Genomic DNA, 18,616 nt, shown 5'->3' on the forward strand with positions numbered 1-18,616 from the left:
GGCGCACAGACCATGCGTTATATCAGTACGCGCGGCAACGCGCCCGCGCTGAACTTTGAAGAAGCGGTCCTGACCGGGCTGGCGCCCGATGGCGGCCTGTACGTGCCGGAAACGCTGCCGCAGTTCTCCCGTGACGAGATCGCGGCGATGGCCGGCCAGCCCTATACCGAGATCGCCTTTCGGGTCATGAAGCCCTTTGTCGGCGGCGAGATTGACGATGACACCCTGCGCGGGATCATCAATGACTGCTATGCCACCTTCAAGCATGACGCCGTAGTGCCGCTCAAGCAGCTCTCTCATGATCACTGGTTGATGGAGCTCTTTCACGGGCCGACGCTGGCCTTCAAGGATGTCGCGCTGCAGCTGCTGGGCCGCCTGCTGGATCACTTTCTCAAAAAGCGTGGCGAGAAGGCGGTCATCATGGGCGCCACTTCCGGCGATACCGGCTCGGCCGCCATCGAGGGCTGTCGCCACTGTGACAACCTCGATATCTTCATCCTGCATCCGTATCAGCGGGTTTCCGAGGTGCAGCGTCGCCAGATGACCACGGTGCTTGCTGATAACGTCCACAACATCGCCATCGAAGGCAACTTTGATGACGCCCAGGCCATCGTCAAGGCCAGTTTCGCCGATCAGGGCTTCCTGAACGGGACCCGACTGATCGCGGTCAACTCGATCAACTGGGCGCGCATCATGGCGCAGATCGTCTATTACTTCGCCTCGGGCGTAGCGCTGGGCGCCCCGCATCGCGAGGTCAGCTTCACGGTGCCGTCGGCCAACTTCGGCAATCTGTTTGCCGGTTATACAGCCAGCCGCATGGGGCTGCCGGTGAAACAGTTCGTGATCGCCACCAACGCCAACGACATTCTGCACCGGACGCTGGCCGACAACGATTTCTCCAAACGCGAGCTGGCGGCGACCCTGGCGCCCTCGATGGATATCGTGGTGTCATCCAACTTCGAACGGCTGCTCTTTGACGCCTATGATCGCGACGGCGAGCAGGTGCGGGCGCTGCTGGAGCGCTTTCAGCAGGAGCCGGCCGTGCTGGCCGAGGCACCACTGGCCCGGCTGCGCGAGACATTCGGCAGCCACCGCGTGGATGATGACACCATCCTCGAGGTGATCCGCGAGGCTTTCGAGCGCACCGGCGAGCTGCTGGATCCACATACCGCCACCGGTTATCGCGCTGCCGAGGTGGCGCGCAGTGATGCCACCACGCCCATGATCACGCTGGCCACCGCGCATCCGGCCAAGTTCGAGGACGCCGTGGTGCGGGCCGGCTTTGAAGGCGCAGCGCTGCCGGAGTCCATGAGCGATCTGATGGATCGTGAGGAGCGCTACGATGTGCTGCCGGCCAATGCGCAGGAGGTTCAGCGTTTTGTCGCCGAACATCGTGTGGCCAGCAGTTGAGCGACAGGGCACAGGACATGGGCGATATTCCGCTGGGCTGCATGATATGTACCTGGTCTGAAATGCCCATCGAGTGCCCGGCCCTTTTGCATCTGGAACGCTGGTCTCAGCGTCTGACCGAGCGCTAGGCCTTCCAGAGACGGGTCATGATGCCCCTGACCTGATCCTTTTGATCGCCCCATCCACAAGGCTGCGCTGACATGACCGATGTCGGTGCAGCCTTTCAGCATCCGGAGTCCTCTTGGATAACGCGCGTAACGTCCTGCCCCCGCTGCTGGATAAACGAATCCTACAGCGCCCCTGTCATGAAGGCCTCTATCAGGAAGCCATTGACACCGGCATGACCGAGCTGCAGGCGCGGATTCTGGCCGGGCGCCTCAAGGACCCGCGGGCACCGGTCTCGGCACTGGTGGCGCCGGCGCTGCGTTATATCGAACATCCCGAGAAGCTCTGTGATGCGACCCGCGGCGCCGAGCGTATTGCCCGGGCGGTGATCGACGGTGAGCACATCGGTATCATCACCGACTATGACGTCGATGGTATTACCTCCCACGTCGTGATCCTGCGAACGCTTGCCGAGCTCTTTGGTGTGCCGCGCGAGCGACTTCACAGCCTCATCGGTCATCGCATCAATGACGGCTACGGTATCAGCAGCGCGCTGGTGGACAGGACGCTGGCGCTCACGCCGCGCCCGTCGCTGATCATCAGCGCCGACTGCGGCTCCAGCGACGAGCCGCGATTGGCACGCCTCAAAGACGCCGGTATCGACGTGGTGGTGACCGACCATCACGCCCTGCCCATCGAAGGGCCGCCGGCCTCGGCCTTCGCGGTGGTCAACCCGTCGCGCGCCGACTGTGATTACCCTGATGCCACCATCGCCGGCTGCATGGTGTGCTGGCTTTTGATGTCCCTGACCCGCTCGCATCTGATCGGGGCCGGCCAATTGGCTCCGGATACCCCCAAGCTGTCGCCGTGGCTTGCCTATGTGGCGCTGGGGACGGTAGCCGACTGCGTGTCGCTGGGCGACAGCGCCATCAATCGCGCGGTGGTCACGCTTGGCCTCAAGCTGATCAATCGCATGGAGGCCCCGTGCTGGCGAATGATGGCCGAGCGACTGGGGCCGGACAGCACGCCGTTTGATGCCGAGACGCTGGCTTTTCAGATGGGCCCGCGCATCAACGCCCGCTCGCGGCTGGACGATCCGTACGCGGCGCTGCACTTCATGCTGGCCGAGGATGACGCCAGTGCCCGTCGCTATCTCAACGTGCTGGATGACGACAACCAGTCGCGCAAGGCGATCGAGTCCGATATGGCCGAGCAGGCGCGCGCCATGGCCCATCAGCAGCTGGAGCAGGGGGCTCGCGTGCTGGTGGTGCACCTGCCCGAGGGCCATCCTGGCGTGCAGGGCATCGTCGCCTCGCGGCTGGTGCAGGCCTTCGGGCGGCCGGCCGTGGTACTGACCCAGGCGCCCGACCCCGAGATGCTGACCGGCTCCGGTCGCTCGGTGGAAGGGCTGCATCTGCGTGATGCCCTTCAGCGTGCCAGTGAGCTGGCTCCCGGCGCACTGCCGCGTTTTGGCGGCCACAGCGGGGCGGCAGGCGTTGGCGTGCCGCACGCCGAGCTCGGGGCGTTTCGTCAGGCACTGGCCACGGCCATCGACGAGCAACTGGGGGATCGTGAACTCTATCCGCTGATTCTCAGCGACGGCACGCTCGAGCCTGACCAGCTGGCGTTGCCGATTCTCGATGAACTCGAGGCGCTGGCGCCCTTTGGTCGCGAGTTCGAAGCGCCGATCTTCGAGGGGCGTTTCGTGGTGGACCAGGCGCGACTGGTAGGCAGCGAGGGCAACCATCTGATGATGACACTGGACGCCGGCGCGCAGATGGTGCGTGCGATCTGGTTTCGCGCCGTCACGCCGGGCGAGAGCATGCCGGTCGCGGCGGGGGAGGCGGTTCGCTGTGCCTATCGTCTGTCGCGCAATCGCTATCGGGGGCGGGAAAGCCTGCAACTGATGATCGAGCACGCCAAGCAGATTACAGGGTAGGCGGTGCCCGTGCACTCGACGCCCGGCCAGCGGCTGTCGATAATACCTTCAGGCGCCACAAGCGCTGAATGCCCTGCGCGACCCACCCGGTCGCCCGACAACAAGAAGGATATGATCGATGGATGCTTCAGTGAGCCGACATCGCCTGCACGAAGACATCATGGCCATCATGCTGGGCTCGGCCTGCGCCGCGCTGGGCGTCGGGCTTTATGAACACGCCCAGATCCTGATCGGCAGTACCGCCGGTATCGCGCTTTTGATCACCTACGTGACCGGCTGGAGCTTTGGCCCGGTCTTTTTCGTGGTGAACCTGCCATTTTACTGGCTCGCCTGGCAGCGGGTCGGCCATCAGTTTGCGCTCAAGACCTTCGCCGCCATCGCGCTGCTCTCCTGGATCAGCTGGAATCTACCCGGCTGGGTCGAGATCGGTGAGGTGGAACCGCTGTTCTCGGCCCTGATGGGCGGTGCACTGATCGGCCTTGGCGTGCTGGCGCTCTTTCGCCATCGCGGCAGTCTGGGCGGTTTCAACATTCTGGCCCTGTATCTGCAGGACCGCCGCGGCTGGAGCGCCGGCAAGGTGCAGCTTACGCTGGACGCGCTGGTCATGCTCATGGCGTTTTTCGTGCTGCCCCCGGCCAACGTGGCCTATTCCATTCTGGGGGCTGCAGTGCTGGGCGTTATTCTGACCCTCAACCATCGGCCCGGCCGCTATACCGGCACCAGCAGCAACTAGCGTTGGCGTGGCGGAATTCAGTAATTGGGCCACAGACCGGGTGTGACCAGCTCCAGCAGGTGACCGTCCGGGTCGCGAAAGTAAAGGCTTTCACCACCCGGCGGCCAGTGTGTGCGCCCTTCGATGGCCACGTCATGATGTGCCAGGTGCGCCTCCCAGTCCTCCAGTGCCTCGGCATCGATGGCCAGCGCAATGTGCTGACGCCCGTCGCCATCATGGGGCGGGATGGTGCCCATGCCCTTCGGCAGGTGCACGGTGTCCTGCGTCTCTCCCTGTAGAAAGATCAGCAGCATCGACTGTCCGGTCGGATAAGCCGTAAAGCGTTCATCAAAGAGATGGGGCGTCAGGCCCAGTACCGTTTCGAAAAAGGCCCGTGCTCTCGCCATATCGGCGGTATAGAGCGCGGTTTCGATCACCCCATGCAGGGCGGGGGCAGACGGCTCGGACATAAATAAACACTCCCTGAACATGTCACTGAAAGGGCAGTGTGGGCGAGCCCGCCCACGCTGTCATGTGTCCTTGCGCCCACCCCAGAACCACCAGGCAATCACAGTGATCAGTGCGAGTCCCAGGGCATTGATCAGAAGACTCATGAGTTGACCTCCTCGGCTGTGGTCGAACTGTCACTGTCCGAGCGTGTGATCTGTTCCGGCGTGAAGTGGCGCAGCCGGTTGGCATTGGTGACGACCGTCACCGAGGAGGCCGCCATGGCCAGGGCCGCTACCATGGGCGACAGCAGGGTGCCGGTCAGCGGGTAGAGCACGCCTGCGGCAATCGGGATGCCCAGCGTGTTATAGGCAAAGGCGCCCCACAGGTTCTGCTTGATGTTCCTGATCGTGGCGCGACTCAGATCAATGGCATCGCTGATGCCGTGCAGCGAATCGCGCATCAGGGCGGCGCCTGCCGATTCAATCGCGACATCGCTGCCGGCCCCCATGGCAAAGCCCACATCGGCGGCGGCTAGTGCCGGCGCGTCGTTGATGCCATCGCCGGCCATGCCGACCACGTTACCCTCGCGGCGCAGCCGCTCGATGTGGGTCTGCTTGTCCTCGGGCAGAAGATTGGCGTGCACTTCATCGATGCCTGCCTCTCTGGCAACCGCCTGCGCGGTGGGCTCGGCGTCGCCGGTCAGCATCACCACGCGCAGCCGACGATCGTGCAGACGCTCGATGGCCTTGCGTGCATCGTCGCGCAGCGGGTCCTGTATGGCCAGCAGGGCGACCAGTCGGCCATCGATGGCAAAGTGCAGCACGCTGCGGGCCTGAGATTCCCAGGTGCTGATGGTCTCCTGGGCCTCACCCAGGGCCACACCGTGCTCTTTCATCAGGGCCGCATTGCCCAGCGCCAGCGGCTCGCCGCTCAAACCGGTAGCGGTGACGCCTCGCCCGGAAAGGGCCTCGAAGTTTTTGACCTCGACAGCGTCTGAGGATTGCTCGTCGCACCAGGCCAGCACGGCGCTGGCCAGAGGATGCTCGGAGCCACGCTCAAGGCCGTTCAGCAGGGCCAGCGCCCTGCCATGGTCATCTGCCAGCCAGAGACTGTCAGTGACGCGCGGTTTGCCTTCGGTCAGCGTCCCGGTCTTGTCGACCACCAGCGCGGTCAGCTCGCCGATGCGCTGCAGCGACTCGCCGTGACGAATCAGAATCCCGGCGCTGGCGGCGCGACCCACGCCGATCATGGTCGAAATCGGGGTCGCCAGCCCCAGCGCGCACGGGCAGGCGATGATCAGCACCGACGTGGCCGTGATCAGCATATGGGTGAGTCGCGGCTCGGTGCCGATGTTGAACCATATGAGCGCCGTGATGACTGCGGCGATCATGACGGCCGGCACAAAGATGCTGGCCACCCGGTCGGCCAGCCGACTGATGGGCGGGCGGGAGCCCTGCGCCTGACGCACCTGCTCGATAATGCGTGACAGGCTGGTGTCACCGCCCACCCGGGTCGCGCGCAGGGTCAGGGTGCCCCTGGTGTTGAGCGTGCCGGCCGACACCTGATCACCGGCTTCACGCGCAACGGCCTGAGGCTCACCGGTCAGCATGGATTCATCGATATGGCTGCGGCCCTCGACCACCTCGCCATCCACCGGCACCCGCTCGCCGGGTCGCAGGCGGACAAGATCGCCCCGGGCCACGTCATCAATGGAGACATCGACGTCCTGATCCTCGCGAATGACCCGTGCCGTGCTGGCGCGCAGCGAGACCAGCTGCGACAGTGCCTTCGAGGTGCGCCCGCGTGAGCGGGTCTCGATGGCCTGTCCCAGGCTGATCAGGCCGATGATCATGAGTGGTGCTTCGAAATAGAGCGAACGTGCCGCTTCGGGGACAATGCTCGGGAACAGCGCGACGAACATCGAGTAGAGCCAGGCGGTCGCGGTCCCGATGGCCACCAGTAGATCCATGTTGGCCATGCGATGGCGCACCGCCTTGATGGCAGCATCGTAAAAGCCACGCCCGGCGACCATCATGATCGCCAGAATTCCCAATCCAATGACGATCCAGAACCAGCGTTCCCCGCCTTCCAGCTGCGGATGATGAAAGAACATTGACAGCATCAGGGCGACTCCCGGCACCAGCGCCAGCCAGGTGTCCCGAATCTTGTGACGATAGCTCTGCTGCTCCAGCTCGCCGCGGCGTGCCTCGCCCTGCTCGATGCTTTCGATGACTTCGGCACCGTAGCCGGCCTGTTCGACCGCCTTGATCAGATCTCTGGTAGCCGCGCTGCCGCTTACACGGGCGCTACGGGTTGCAAAGTTGACCTGAGCCTCATTCACGCCGTCGACGTGACCCAGCGCGTTCTGGATGGTACGCACGCAGCCGGCACAGGTAATGCCGGACAGCTGCAGTTCGATGGCCTCGTTTGAGGCTGCCGGTGAATCTGCCGGTCTGTCGGCCTCGGCCAGGGCAGCATTATCGGACCCGGACCCGGACCCGGACCCGGACCCGGACCCGGACTCGGACCCGGCATCAGGGCCAGGCGCTGTCACCGGTATCTCTCCGACAGGGGCTGCTCGATAGCCCGCGGATTCCACGGCACGGATGACGTCATCACGCGATTGATGGGTAGTGATCGACAGGCGCTCGGTATCGAGCTCGATCTGCGCGTCGGGGTCAAGGGTTTCCAGCTCGGCGCGGGTACGTTTGACGCAGCCGCCGCAGTGCAGACCTTCAAGGTCCAGCTGATAATGCTGAGGCGTATTTTTTTCCGGGGCAGCCTGAAAGCCGGCGCCTTCTACCGTCCTGATGACCTCTTCAAGGGCGTGATCGGTACGCATGGCAAGGTGGTCCACATCAATCTCGATATGGGCCTTCGGGTCGAGCGCCTCCAGCGCGGCGCGGGTGCGTTTGACGCAGCCGCCGCAGTGCAGGCCGCCCAGGGTGAGTCGGTGATCATGAGACATGAGAACTCCCTGCGTCGCGTGTGGGCGTGGGCGCCCCGGTGGGCGCATCGTTCCAGTGTTCGATCAGCTGACACAGCGTGTGGCCATCGGGGGCGCCATCCGGCATGGAGGACCAGGCGTTGAGCGCCTTTTCCATGCGATTCGCCAGCTGCTCCAGCTCCTGAATCTGCGCTCTGACTTCCGGCAGGCGCGTGCGCAGAAGATCGCGCACCATGGGACAGGGGGAATCACCGTGATCGGTATGAGCAAAGATCTCCCCGACCTCCTTGAGGCTGAAGCCCAGGGTTCTGGCGCGGTTGATAAAACGCAGCCGCCTGAGTGCCTCATCGTCAAAAAGCTGATAGCCGTTGTTGGGGTTGCGTTCGGCGTGGATCAGCCCCTGATGGACATAGTGACGGATGGTTTCGTGGGTCACGTTGCCCCGTTCGGCCAGTTCACCAATTCTCATGTCATTACCTGCCGGTTATCTGTCATGCGCTCAGCATAAAACCCTGGGGTAGCCACAGGGTCAAGGTGACGAGTTTTCCCGGGTTTCCATAAAAAACCCCCGCCGGGCAGAGCGAGGGTTCTGGGTCATGCCACAGCCTGTCTGGACATCGTGGCGCATCAGAAAGGCGGCATTGTCGTGGCCAATACTGCTGTCATCGGCCGCTTTCAAGCCACCCTGGATGCACGCCGTCCATCAGGCGGCCGTGTCGAGAAAGGCGGCCTGCAGGAGTGCTTTCGTATACGTCTCGCGTGGCGACTGGAAAATACTTTCTGCCGAGCCCTGTTCGATGACCTGACCTTCCTTCATGACCAGCACCGTGTCGGAGAGTGCGCGCACCACGGCGAGATCGTGGCTGATGAACACATAGGTCAGGTTGTATTTCTGCTGCAACTGGCGCAACAGCTCGATCACCGTCATTTGCACCGAGCGGTCCAGCGCCGAGGTCGGTTCATCCAGCAGCAGGAAATCGGGTTTGAGCACCAGTGCCCGGGCGATGGCGATGCGCTGTCGCTGGCCGCCGGAGAATTCATGCGGGTAGCGCTTGCGCATGGTCGGGTCGAGCGCCACTTCCTCGAGCGATTCAATGACCCGCGCTTCGCGCTCGCGCCGGTCGAGTTCGGGAAAGTGCACCCTGAGCCCCTCGCTGATGATTTCTCCCACGGTCAGACGCGGTGACAGCGAGCCGAAGGGGTCCTGAAAAACGACCTGCATGCGCGAGCGCAGTGGTCGCATCCGGGACTTGTCAAACTCCGTGATGTCGGTGTCTTCAAAGCGCAGACGGCCATCGCTCTTGAGCAGGCGCAACAGGGCCCGTCCCAGCGTTGACTTGCCGGACCCCGACTCACCGACAATCCCCACGGTCTGACCGCGCCGGACGGTCAGATCGATCCCGCGCACCGCCTCGAAATGGTCATTTTTGCCGAACAAGCGCTTTTTAGTAGTAAAGCGCACCCGAACGTCCTGACCGCTGAGCAGCACCGGCGCATCTTCTGGCACGGCCGCCTTGCTGCCACGTGGCTCGGCATCAAGCAGCATGCGGGTGTAGTCGTGCTGTGGCGCATTGAAGACCTTCGCGGTCTCACCCGATTCGACCAGCTCGCCGTAGCGCATCACGCAGACTCGCTCGGCAAAGCGGCGCACCAGGCTCAGATCGTGGGTGATGAACAGGATCGCCATGCCGTAGCGCTGTTGCAGATCACGCAGTAGATCGAGAATCTGCGCCTGAACAGTGACATCGAGTGCCGTGGTGGGCTCGTCGGCAATCAGCAGTCGCGGCTCGCAGGCCAGCGCCATGGCGATCATCACGCGCTGGCGCTGGCCGCCGGAGAGCTCGTGCGGATAGCTTGAAAGGCGCCGCTCAGGCTCGGGGATGCCGACCTGGTGCAGCAGTTCCAGCACCCGTATTCGTGCCTCGCTACCGGAAAGCCCCCGATGGCGATGCAGGACTTCAGCAATCTGGCGCCCGATGCGGTGCAGCGGATTGAGCGAGGTCATTGGCTCCTGAAAGATCATCGAGAACTCATTGCCGCGCAGCCGGCGCATCCGTGAGGCGCTGACCTGTGTCAGATCCTCGCCGTCCAGACGAATGGCGCCGGAGATGCTGGCCATCTCCGGCAAAAGGCGCATCAGCGCGGTGGAGGTGACCGACTTGCCGGAGCCGGATTCACCCACCAGCGCCACGGTCTCGCCCTGGTTGATATGGAAGCTCACGCCCTTGACGGCAGAGACGGTGCCGGTGGGCAGTTCAAAGTCCACCTTCAGATTGTCGATCTCGAGCAGGGGTGTCGACATGGTGAACTCCTTAGCGGGTACGCGGGTCGAGGGCATCGCGCAGCCCGTCGCCCAGGAAGTTGAGACAGAACAGCGTCACGGCCAGAAAGGCTGCGGGTACGATCAGCATCCAGGGGGCGCCCTGCATGTTGGAGGTCCCTTCACTGATCAGAACGCCCCAGCTGGTGAGCGGTTCCTGCACGCCCAGACCGAGGAAGGAGAGAAAGCTCTCCAGCAGAATCACCTTGGGCACCGTCAGCGTCACATAGATGATGACCGGGCCGATCGAGTTGGGGATCAGATGGCGGGTCACGATTTTTGAATCCCGCACGCCCAGCGCATGAGCGGCCTCGATGAACTCGCGGCGCTTGAGCGACAGCGTCTGGCCGCGCACGATACGCGCCATGTCGAGCCACTCCACCGCCCCGATCGCGGCGTAGATCAAAAAGATGTTACGGCCAAAGACCACCATCAACAGGATGACCAGAAACATGAAGGGCAGTGAGTACATGATGTCGACAAAGCGCATCATCAGGTTGTCGACGCGCCCGCCCATGTAGCCGGAAATCGCGCCATACAGTACACCAATGACCAGGCTCACCAGCGTGGCCACCAGCGCTACGGACAGCGATACGCGACCGCCGTAGAGCGTACGGGTCAGCAGGTCACGGCCGTTGGCATCGGTACCCAGCCAGTGCTGGCCTTCCAGCGTCGGCGCGACGCCAAAAGCGTTCCAGTCCACTTCGGCCAGATCCCAGGGCAGAAACCAGGGACCGGCGATACAGATGATCGTCATCAGCACCAGCAGGATGAGGCTTGCCATGGCGGCACGATTGTGGCGCAGGCGACGCCAGGCTTCGCGAGCCAGGCTTTCGCCGGGCTGGGCCACCGGGGCCTGGGGCGGGTTGGGGGCGCCGCCGCCCTGAGGGTGGTCAGCATTGTCCGCCGTCGTGCCGGGCGCGCCGTGGGCGTCATGAGCACCGTTGGAAGAAGTCATGATGCGCTCCGATCAGTCGTCATAGCGAATTTGCGGGTCGAACAGCGAATAGAGCAGATCGACAATCAGGTTCATCAACACGATCAGCACGCCGTAGAACACCACCGTGCCCATCACGAGCGTGTAGTCGCGATTAAGCGCGCCCTGAACGAAGTAGCGTCCGATGCCCGGCAGTCCGAAAATCTGTTCAATGACCACCGAGCCGGTGATGATGCCGGCGATGGCCGGCCCCAGGTAGGAAAGGACCGGCAGCATGGCCGGGCGCAGGGCGTGACGCCAGATGACCTGACGCTCGTTGAGCCCCTTGGCGCGAGCGGTGCGAATGAAATGGCTGCCCAGCACCTCGATCATCGAGGCACGCATCATGCGGGCGATATAGGCAATCTGCTGAATGGCCAGGGCCACCACTGGCAGCACCAGATTGGGCAGGGCGCCACCGTTCCAGCCACCTACCGGCAGCCAGCCCAGAATGACGCCGAAAAAGAGCGCCATCAGCGGGGCGATCACGAAGTTGGGCACAGCAATGCCGCCCAGCGCCGTCCCCATCAACAGATAATCCACGGTCGAGTTGCGCTTGAGCGCGGCCATGACCCCCATGGGGATGCCCAGCAGCAGCGCCAGTGCAATCGCCAGCCCCCCAAGCTCCAGACTGACCGGGAAGCCCTGGGCGATCAGGTCGGTGACCGAGAAGTCCTTGTATTTGAACGATGGCCCGAAATCGCCCTGAAAGAGATTGCCCATGTAGCGCAGGTACTGCATGGGCAGCGGTTCATCCAGGTGATAGGCCGCCATCAGGTTGGCTTCGATCTCCGGCGGCAGCTGGCGCTCCCCGTCAAAGGGCCCACCCGGGGCAACCCGCATCAGGAAAAACGAGGCCGTGATCACGATCAAAAGCGTGGGAATGGCCATGGCCAGACGCTTGGCGATATAGCTCAGCACGGCGTGCTACCTCGGCGCAGGGTGAAGGTCGAAAACACGGGATTACTCCTCGATGCTGATATAGCGCAGGGGGTGCACGTCCATCGGCGAGGACTCCCAGCCATGGACGCGCTCTGACACCAGCGCGGTGTTGACGTAATCGTAAAGCGGCAGCAGGGCGTAGTCATCGAGCAGGCGCTGCTGGGCCCGGGTCAGAAGCTCGACGCGCGCGCTCGGGTCGATGGCCTCACTGCTCTGTTCGACCAGTCGATCATAGGTGTCATCGTGATAGCCGCTGCTGCGAGCGGCGCTGCTGCCGGTGGTATAGCTGCCCAGAAAGTCATACGGGTCGTTGAGGGTAGCGGACATGCCGTAGCGGGCCAGCTGGAAATCGCCTTCACGGATGGCAGCGTAATGGCTGATCGCTTCGGTGTTGATCAGTGACACCTCGACCCCCAGCGGTTGCCACATGGCGGCCAGTGCCACCGCGATCTTCTTGTGATCTTCCAGCGTGTTGTAGCGCAGCGTCAGTCCGAGCGGGTGATTCGGACCGAACCCCGCAGCTTTCATCAGTTCACGGGCGCGCGCCATGCGCTCATTCATCGACATCTGCGCCATGGGCAGCTCACCTTGTGTGCCGCCGCTGGTCACCCGGGGTACCAGCCAGTAGGACGGTGTCTGGCCCATGCCCAGCAGCTGCTCGGTGATGACCTCACGCCGCGTGGCCAGGTTCAGGGCTTCGCGGATCCGGATGTCGCTGAGCGGGCTGTCGGGACGAACGTTGAACATGTAGAAATATTCCGCCACCAGCGGGCTGACCCGTAGCGCGTTGCCCAGTTCCTGACGCAGCTTCTCAAAGCGCCCGCCCGGAACGCTGGTATAGCTGATGTCCAGCGCGCCGGTGCGAAAGCGGTTGAGTGCGGCGGCCGACTCTTCCAGCGGATAGAGGATGACCTCATCAAGGGCGACCTCGCCGGCGTCGTAATAGTGCTCGTTTTTATCCAGCGTGATGTGATCCTGCGGTGACCACTCGCTCAGCGTGAAGGGACCGCTGACCACTGTATGGCCCGGCATCACCCAGCGCTCGCCGTCTGCTTCCAACACGTGCTCGGGCAGCGGGGCGGCTTCCGGCATGGCCATGGCCTGCAGGAACCAGGCGGTAGGGCGCTCAAGTCTGATTTCCAGATGGTGGTCATCCACGGCGTGCACGCCCAGCGTTGCCGGGTTGGCCTTGCCGGCGTTGACTGCCCGGGCATTCTGGATCGGGTAGTAGAGATTGGCGTTGTGGGCCGCGATCTCCGGGCTCAACAGCCGGCGCAGACTGAACACGGCATCACTGGCGGTCACGGGCTGGCCGTCGGACCATCTCGCATCATCCCGAAGCGTAAAGGTCCAGGTCAGACCGTCATCGCTGAGCTGCCAGTGGCTGGCCAGCCCCGGTACCTGCTCGCCTTCGGGGTCCTGACTGACCAGCGTCTCGAAGAGCTCACGTACGATGCGCGCCTCCCAGACCCCGCTGGTCTTTTGCGGGTCGAGCGTACCGGGTTCGGCGCTATTATCGATGCGCAGCGTGGCCGCCATGCCAGGCACTGCAAGGCTCAGCAAAAGGGTGGCCAGCGCAATGCGTTTTAAAAGGCGATGGCGTCGGCACGCAGGAAGCCGGGAAAGCGTCGTGTCGGTCATTGTTGTTGTCCGGGGCCATGATCGTGCCGTGCAGAGATGATGACCCGCACGGCGTCAGGCGTCAGGGATTGATACTGATCCAGCGGGACAGATGGCGATTGATGGCGTTGTCTTCCCAGCCGGTCATGTCCGGATTGACCAGGTTGCGCGCGGCGTCGGCGTAGATGGGTGCCATGGCGTAGTCGCCCAGCGCCTGGCGTTCGGCCTGTTCAAGCAACTGTTGGCGCTGATCCGGATCGTCCTGTGACGCGGCCTGCTTCATCAGCTGGTCGAACCCGGCGCTGTGATAGCCGCCGTAGTTCTTGGTATTGCCGGAGGCGAGAATGCCCAAAAAGTTGCTGGCATCATCGAAATCCGCCACCCAGCTGGCGCGAGCAATATCGAAGTCGCCGCGGGCGATCTCGGCGTAGTGCACGTTGGCTTCGGCGTTGACCATCTCGATGTTGATGCCCAGCGGCTTCCACATGGCGGCGGCCGCCACGGCAATACGCCGATGATCATCGCGGGAATTGAAGCGCAGGCGCAGGTTGAGCGGATGCTCCGGGCCGTACCCGGCCTCTTTCAAAAGCGCTCGGGCCCTGTCGAGTCGTGCTTCCATGGGCGCATCAACGCCCGGCATGGTCTGCACGTCATAGTGCGCAGTACCGGCAGGCACCAGCGAGCTGGTCGGGTTGGCCGCGCCCTGCAGCACTTTCTGAGTGATGATGTCGCGCCGCAGCGCCAGATTGAGCGCTTCGCGAACGCGCACGTCGCTGGTGGGATGATCGTCGCGATTGTTGAGCGCGTAGTAGTAGGTCGAAAGCTGGTTGTGCAGATGAACGGCGTTGCCGAGATTTTCCTTCAGCCACTGATAGCGGCTGGCGTCGAAGTCACGCATCACGTCCAGGTTACCACTGCGAAAGCGCGAAAGGCCGGTGTTAAGGTTCTCGACCAGATGGTAGTTGACGCCGTCGAGGTCAACGCTTTCGGCATCGTGAAACTGCGGGTTCCTGACGGCCTCGATGTGGTCATGCGACACCCAGCGGCTGGGCTTGAAGGCGCCGTTGGTGACAATGTGCGACAGCTGCGTCCAGTCGTTGCCGTGTTCCCTGATGACATGGGCCGGCACCGGCGCAGCGATGATGTGTGCCATCAACGTCGGGAGGTAGGGCGTTGGCTGCTCAAGGCGCACTTCGAATCGATGATCGTTCACGGCCCGGGCGCCCAGTGAGGCCATCACGGCATCGCCGCGATTGATGGCGGCAGCGTTTTTGATCGGATAAAGCAGGTTGGCATAGACCGAGGCAATCTCCGGATCGAGCGCGCGCTGAAAGGCGAGCACAAAGTCCTCGGCAGTGACCGGTTCGCCGTCAGACCAGCGGGCGTCATCGCGCAGGTTGAAAGTCCAGGTCAGACCGTCATCGGAGACCGACCAGTCGGTGGCCACGCCCGGCTGATATTCACCATCAGGGGACAGCGTCACCAGCCCCTCGAACAGATCGCCCAGCACGTCGTTGTCGTAGACAGCGCCGGTCACGCGGGCGGCATCCAGCGAGGCCGGCTCGCCATAGATGCCGATATCCAGCGTGGCGGCCTGGGCCGGCAGGGGACAGGCCAGCAGCGGACAGGTCAGCAACAAAGCGGCGCCAAGGCTTTTAAAAAGACACCTGGTCATGATGGAGGATTCCCGGTTGTGTCAAAAACGGGCGGCATCACGGAGATACCGCCACCGAAGAGTTATTTTTTGAAGCTGACCCAGCGAGAAGGATGGTCATCCTGCACGTTGTCTTCCCAGCCCTGAAGCTCTGGATTGACCAGATTGCGGGTAACGTAGGTCAGAAGCGGTATCAGCGCATAGTCACCGAGCGCGACCTGTTCGGCCTGCTGCATCAGACCGGCGCGCTTGTCCTCATCCAGCGTGATGTTGGCCTGATCGAGCAGCCTGTCGTACTCGGGATTGGACCAGGCGCCGTAGTTATTGCCTACTCCGGTATGCAAAAGCGTCAGGAAGTTTTCGGCATCATCATAATCGGCGACCCAGCCGGCACGTGCGACATCAAAGTCGCCGTTTTGTATGGCTTGGTAGTGCACCGTGGCCTCGGAGTTGATCATCTGCACATTGACGCCCAGCGGTTTCCACATGGCTGCCAGCGCAACGGCGATCTTTTTGTGCTCATCGCTTGAGTTATAACGCAGGCGCAGATTGAGCGGCTTGTCCGGCCCGTAGCCGGCTGCCTGCATCAGATTTTTGGCCTTGGCCATGCGGGCATTCATGTCATCACCGTCGAGCGTCATGTGCTGCGTCTCGTAGTGATTGGTGCCCGGTGGCACCAGCGCAGTGGCCGGCAGGAAGGTGTTGTCCATGATCTGCTTTGACATGACGTCGCGACGCACCGCCAGATTGAGCGCTTCACGCACGCGGATATCGGCGGTTGGATGGCCGTCACGATGGTTCAGCACATAGTAATAGGAGCCCAGAAACGGACTCATGTGCGTGGCGTCCGGCAGGTTTTCCTTGAGCCACTGATAGCGGTCCGAGGTGTACTCGCGCATCACATCGAGCTCACCGGCACGGAAGCGCGAGATGCCGGCATTACGATCCTCGGTAGGATAGTAATTGACGGTGTCGATGGCCACGTTGGCGGCATCGTGAAACTCGGGATTTTTCTCGGCCGAAATGTGATCGTGCGAAACCCAGCGGGTCGGTTTGTAAGCGCCGTTGGTCTGGATATGATCCATCTGCGTCCACTGCTGGCCATACTGATCAAATACATGTTTTGGCACCGGGTAAGCCGTGTAATGAGTCAGGATGCCGAGAAAATAGGGCGCTGGTTCCTTGAGCGTGACGCGAAAGGTCTTGCCATCATCCAGTGATTCCACACCAAGCTGATCCGCCGGTATCTTGCCGGTATTGACCGCTTCGGCATTCTTGACCGGATAAAGCATGTAGGCGTACTTGGAGGCGCTGGCAGGGTCGAGCATGTGCTGCCAGCCAAACACGAAATCCTTGGCCGTGACCGGCTTCCCATCGGACCATTTCGCATCATCACGCAGATGGAAGGTATAGGTCATGCCGTCATCGCTGATGTCCCATGACGTCGCGACGCCCGGAATACGATGACCTTCAGGGTCCTTGGTAATCAGGCCTTCAAAAAAGTCCATTAATACATCGGCTTCCCATACCCCACCACTGACCTGGGAGGTATCCAGCGAAGCAGGCTCACCAATGATGCCAATATTGAGCGTCTGGGCGTAAAGCTGGGGGGTGAACAGGGCAGATGACAGCGCGAGCGCGCTGAGCAGGGAGCGGATCGAGAGCATGGAGGTTCCTGGATATTGGCATTGTTATTGGCGTGATCGCCCGTTGTGAGGCGATCAAAAACTGAAACATCGCTTATGGCGAATATCGTGAAGTTACTCCGCGTCAGGGGGTGTGTCCAGAGTTGACCAGTCGTTCAGAAGCATGAACGAAGGCTGATGCAGTCAGGAGCTTTGAAAGCGGGCGGAGCCAGAGGCGAGGCAGGCTCACCTCCGGCATTTCGATCCTGTCAAACGATCGTGGCTGCCTATCTTGCCTCTTCGATGGATATCCAGCGTGAGGCGTGCATGTCGAGCGCGTTATTGTCCCAGCCGGACAGTGAAGGCTTGACCAGGTTGCGGGCGGCATAGGTGTAGATCGGCGCCAGCGGGTAGTCGGCCAGCGCCATCTTCTCGGCGCGCTGCATCATGTCACGGCGCTTGTCAGGGTCCAGCTCCCGGTCGGATTGCGTGATCAACTGACTATATTCGGGGTTTTGATAGTCCCCGTAGTTGTTGGTCGCCGCCGAGAGCAGCTGCAGGAAGTTCTGCGCGTCGTCATAGCTTGAAATCCACGCCGCACGCGCCACCTGGAAATCACCCTGCATCAGATCAGAATAATGCACGTTGGCTTCGCTGTTGCGCATCGTGACGTTGACGCCCAGCGGCTTCCACATGGCGGCGACGGCGACGGCAATGCGCTGATGCTCGTCACCGGAGTTGTAGCGCAGTGTCAGATCGAGCGGCTTGTCGGGGCCGTAACCGGCGTCCTTCATGAGTTCACGGGCACGGCGCATGCGCGTGTCCATGTCATCATCCAGGCCGGGCTGGGTGGCCGGGGTGTAATTGCTGACGCCGGGTGGCACTAATGAAGTGGCAGGCGTCACGGCGCCATCAAGAAGTTTCTCGCTGATCACATCGCGCCGGATGGCCAGTGACAGCGCCTCGCGCACGCGCTTGTCGGCCACCGGCGAGCCGTCGCGCAGGTTGAACACGTAGTAGTAGCTGCCCAGCGACGGCGTGATCTTTACGGCATCGGGAATCTGCTGCTCGAGCCACTGATAACGCGCTGCAGGAAAGTCTCGCAGGATATCGAGCTCGCCGGCCTGAAAGCGCGAGATGCCGGCGTTCTTGTCCTCGATGGGGTAGTAGTTCACTCCATCGAGCGTGACCTCGTCAGCATCGTGGAATTCATCATTTTTGACCGTATCGAGCTCGGTACTGGAGATCCAGCGCACCGGCTTGAAGGCACCGTTGACCACGATGTTCTCCGGCCGGCTCCATTTGTCGCCCTTGTCTGCCACGACATGCTCGGGGATCGGGTAGCCAAACGGCAGTACCAGCGTCTTGAGAAAGTAGGCGGCCGGCTCGGTCAGATGAATGACCAGTGTCCTGCCGTCATCGCGGCTTTCCACGCCCAGGGTGTCGAGTTCAGCTTCGCCGGCGTTGATCTTTTGCGCGTTGACGATCGGGTAGAGGCGATGGGCGTAGTTGGAGGCCGTTGCGGGCTTGACCTGATAGCGCAGGGCAAAGACGAAGTCGTCGGCCGTGACCGGCTCACCGTCCGACCAGCGAGCGTCTTCGCGCAGATGAAAGGTATAGGTCCTGCCATCCTCGCTGGTCTCCCAGTCGCTGGCCACACCGGGGATGATCTGCCCCCGGGCATCGATGGCCACCAGCCCCTCGAAGATATCGCGCAGCACGTCCTCTTCCCAGACGCCGCCGGTAACGCGCGCCGGGTCCAGTGAGGCCGGGTCGCCGCTGATGCCGACATTGAGCGTGGCGGCAAGGGTCAGCGGCGCACTCAGTGTCAGTCCGGCGCCGATCAGTGAAAGCAGTATGTTGCGTTGCATGGCAATCCCCGGCAGGTGTTGTTGTTGATACGCTGTCATCACAAT

At 62.5% G+C, this 18,616-nt stretch carries 13 protein-coding genes; 3 read left to right on the forward strand and 10 right to left on the reverse strand.

Annotated elements, in window-relative coordinates; all coding sequences use genetic code 11:
- The first annotated feature begins 12 nt into the window (after positions 1-12).
- The 3 genes from thrC to BM079_RS04025 all read left to right on the forward strand — a co-directional run bounded on the left by thrC (position 13) and on the right by BM079_RS04025 (position 4,187).
- The gene (gene thrC / locus BM079_RS04015) at positions 13-1,410 is read left to right on the forward strand and encodes a threonine synthase (protein WP_090131078.1); all 1,398 of its coding nucleotides are present in this window, start codon (positions 13-15) and stop codon (positions 1,408-1,410) included.
- Positions 1,411-1,651: 241 nt separating this feature from the next.
- Positions 1,652-3,454, forward strand: a complete 1,803-nt coding sequence (locus BM079_RS04020) for a single-stranded-DNA-specific exonuclease RecJ (protein WP_245742815.1) — start codon at positions 1,652-1,654, stop codon at positions 3,452-3,454.
- A gap of 118 nt (positions 3,455-3,572) precedes the next feature.
- Positions 3,573-4,187: a YitT family protein gene (locus tag BM079_RS04025; RefSeq protein WP_090131080.1), complete on the forward strand. Its 615-nt coding sequence runs from the start codon at positions 3,573-3,575 to the stop codon at positions 4,185-4,187.
- Positions 4,188-4,204: 17 nt separating this feature from the next.
- Here the strand turns inward: BM079_RS04025 and BM079_RS04030 are convergent, their stop codons facing one another.
- The 10 genes from BM079_RS04030 to BM079_RS04075 all read right to left on the reverse strand — a co-directional run bounded on the left by BM079_RS04030 (position 4,205) and on the right by BM079_RS04075 (position 18,571).
- Positions 4,205-4,636, reverse strand: coding sequence for a VOC family protein (locus tag BM079_RS04030; protein ID WP_090131081.1), 432 nt, complete (start codon positions 4,634-4,636; stop codon positions 4,205-4,207).
- Positions 4,637-4,776: 140 nt separating this feature from the next.
- The gene (locus BM079_RS04035) at positions 4,777-7,584 is read right to left on the reverse strand and encodes a heavy metal translocating P-type ATPase (protein WP_245742816.1); all 2,808 of its coding nucleotides are present in this window, start codon (positions 7,582-7,584) and stop codon (positions 4,777-4,779) included.
- Positions 7,574-8,032: a MerR family transcriptional regulator gene (locus tag BM079_RS04040; protein WP_090131083.1), complete on the reverse strand. Its 459-nt coding sequence runs from the start codon at positions 8,030-8,032 to the stop codon at positions 7,574-7,576. Before BM079_RS04040 ends, BM079_RS04035 begins: the two co-directional genes overlap by 11 nt.
- 234 nt (positions 8,033-8,266) lie before the next feature.
- Positions 8,267-9,865: an ABC transporter ATP-binding protein gene (locus tag BM079_RS04045; protein WP_090131085.1), complete on the reverse strand. Its 1,599-nt coding sequence runs from the start codon at positions 9,863-9,865 to the stop codon at positions 8,267-8,269.
- A gap of 10 nt (positions 9,866-9,875) precedes the next feature.
- Positions 9,876-10,841: an ABC transporter permease gene (locus BM079_RS04050; protein WP_245742817.1), complete on the reverse strand. Its 966-nt coding sequence runs from the start codon at positions 10,839-10,841 to the stop codon at positions 9,876-9,878.
- A gap of 12 nt (positions 10,842-10,853) precedes the next feature.
- Complete coding sequence (gene oppB / locus BM079_RS04055; protein ID WP_090131087.1) at positions 10,854-11,780, reverse strand: oligopeptide ABC transporter permease OppB; 927 nt, start codon at positions 11,778-11,780, stop codon at positions 10,854-10,856.
- A gap of 42 nt (positions 11,781-11,822) precedes the next feature.
- Positions 11,823-13,442, reverse strand: a complete 1,620-nt coding sequence (locus BM079_RS04060) for a peptide ABC transporter substrate-binding protein (RefSeq protein WP_090131089.1) — start codon at positions 13,440-13,442, stop codon at positions 11,823-11,825.
- Between the two features lie 61 nt (positions 13,443-13,503).
- Entirely contained in the window at positions 13,504-15,096 is a 1,593-nt protein-coding gene (locus BM079_RS04065; RefSeq protein WP_090131091.1) for a peptide ABC transporter substrate-binding protein, read from the reverse strand.
- 62 nt (positions 15,097-15,158) lie between these two features.
- Positions 15,159-16,742: a peptide ABC transporter substrate-binding protein gene (locus BM079_RS04070; RefSeq protein WP_090131093.1), complete on the reverse strand. Its 1,584-nt coding sequence runs from the start codon at positions 16,740-16,742 to the stop codon at positions 15,159-15,161.
- A 245-nt stretch (positions 16,743-16,987) separates the two neighbouring features.
- Positions 16,988-18,571 carry a peptide ABC transporter substrate-binding protein gene (locus BM079_RS04075; protein ID WP_090131095.1) on the reverse strand — a complete coding sequence of 528 codons (1,584 nt, stop codon included), beginning with the start codon at positions 18,569-18,571 and terminating at the stop codon, positions 16,988-16,990.
- Positions 18,572-18,616 lie beyond the last annotated feature (45 nt).

The organism is Kushneria avicenniae (assembly GCF_900112585.1).
GTDB classification, from domain to species: Bacteria; Pseudomonadota; Gammaproteobacteria; order Pseudomonadales; family Halomonadaceae; genus Kushneria; species Kushneria avicenniae.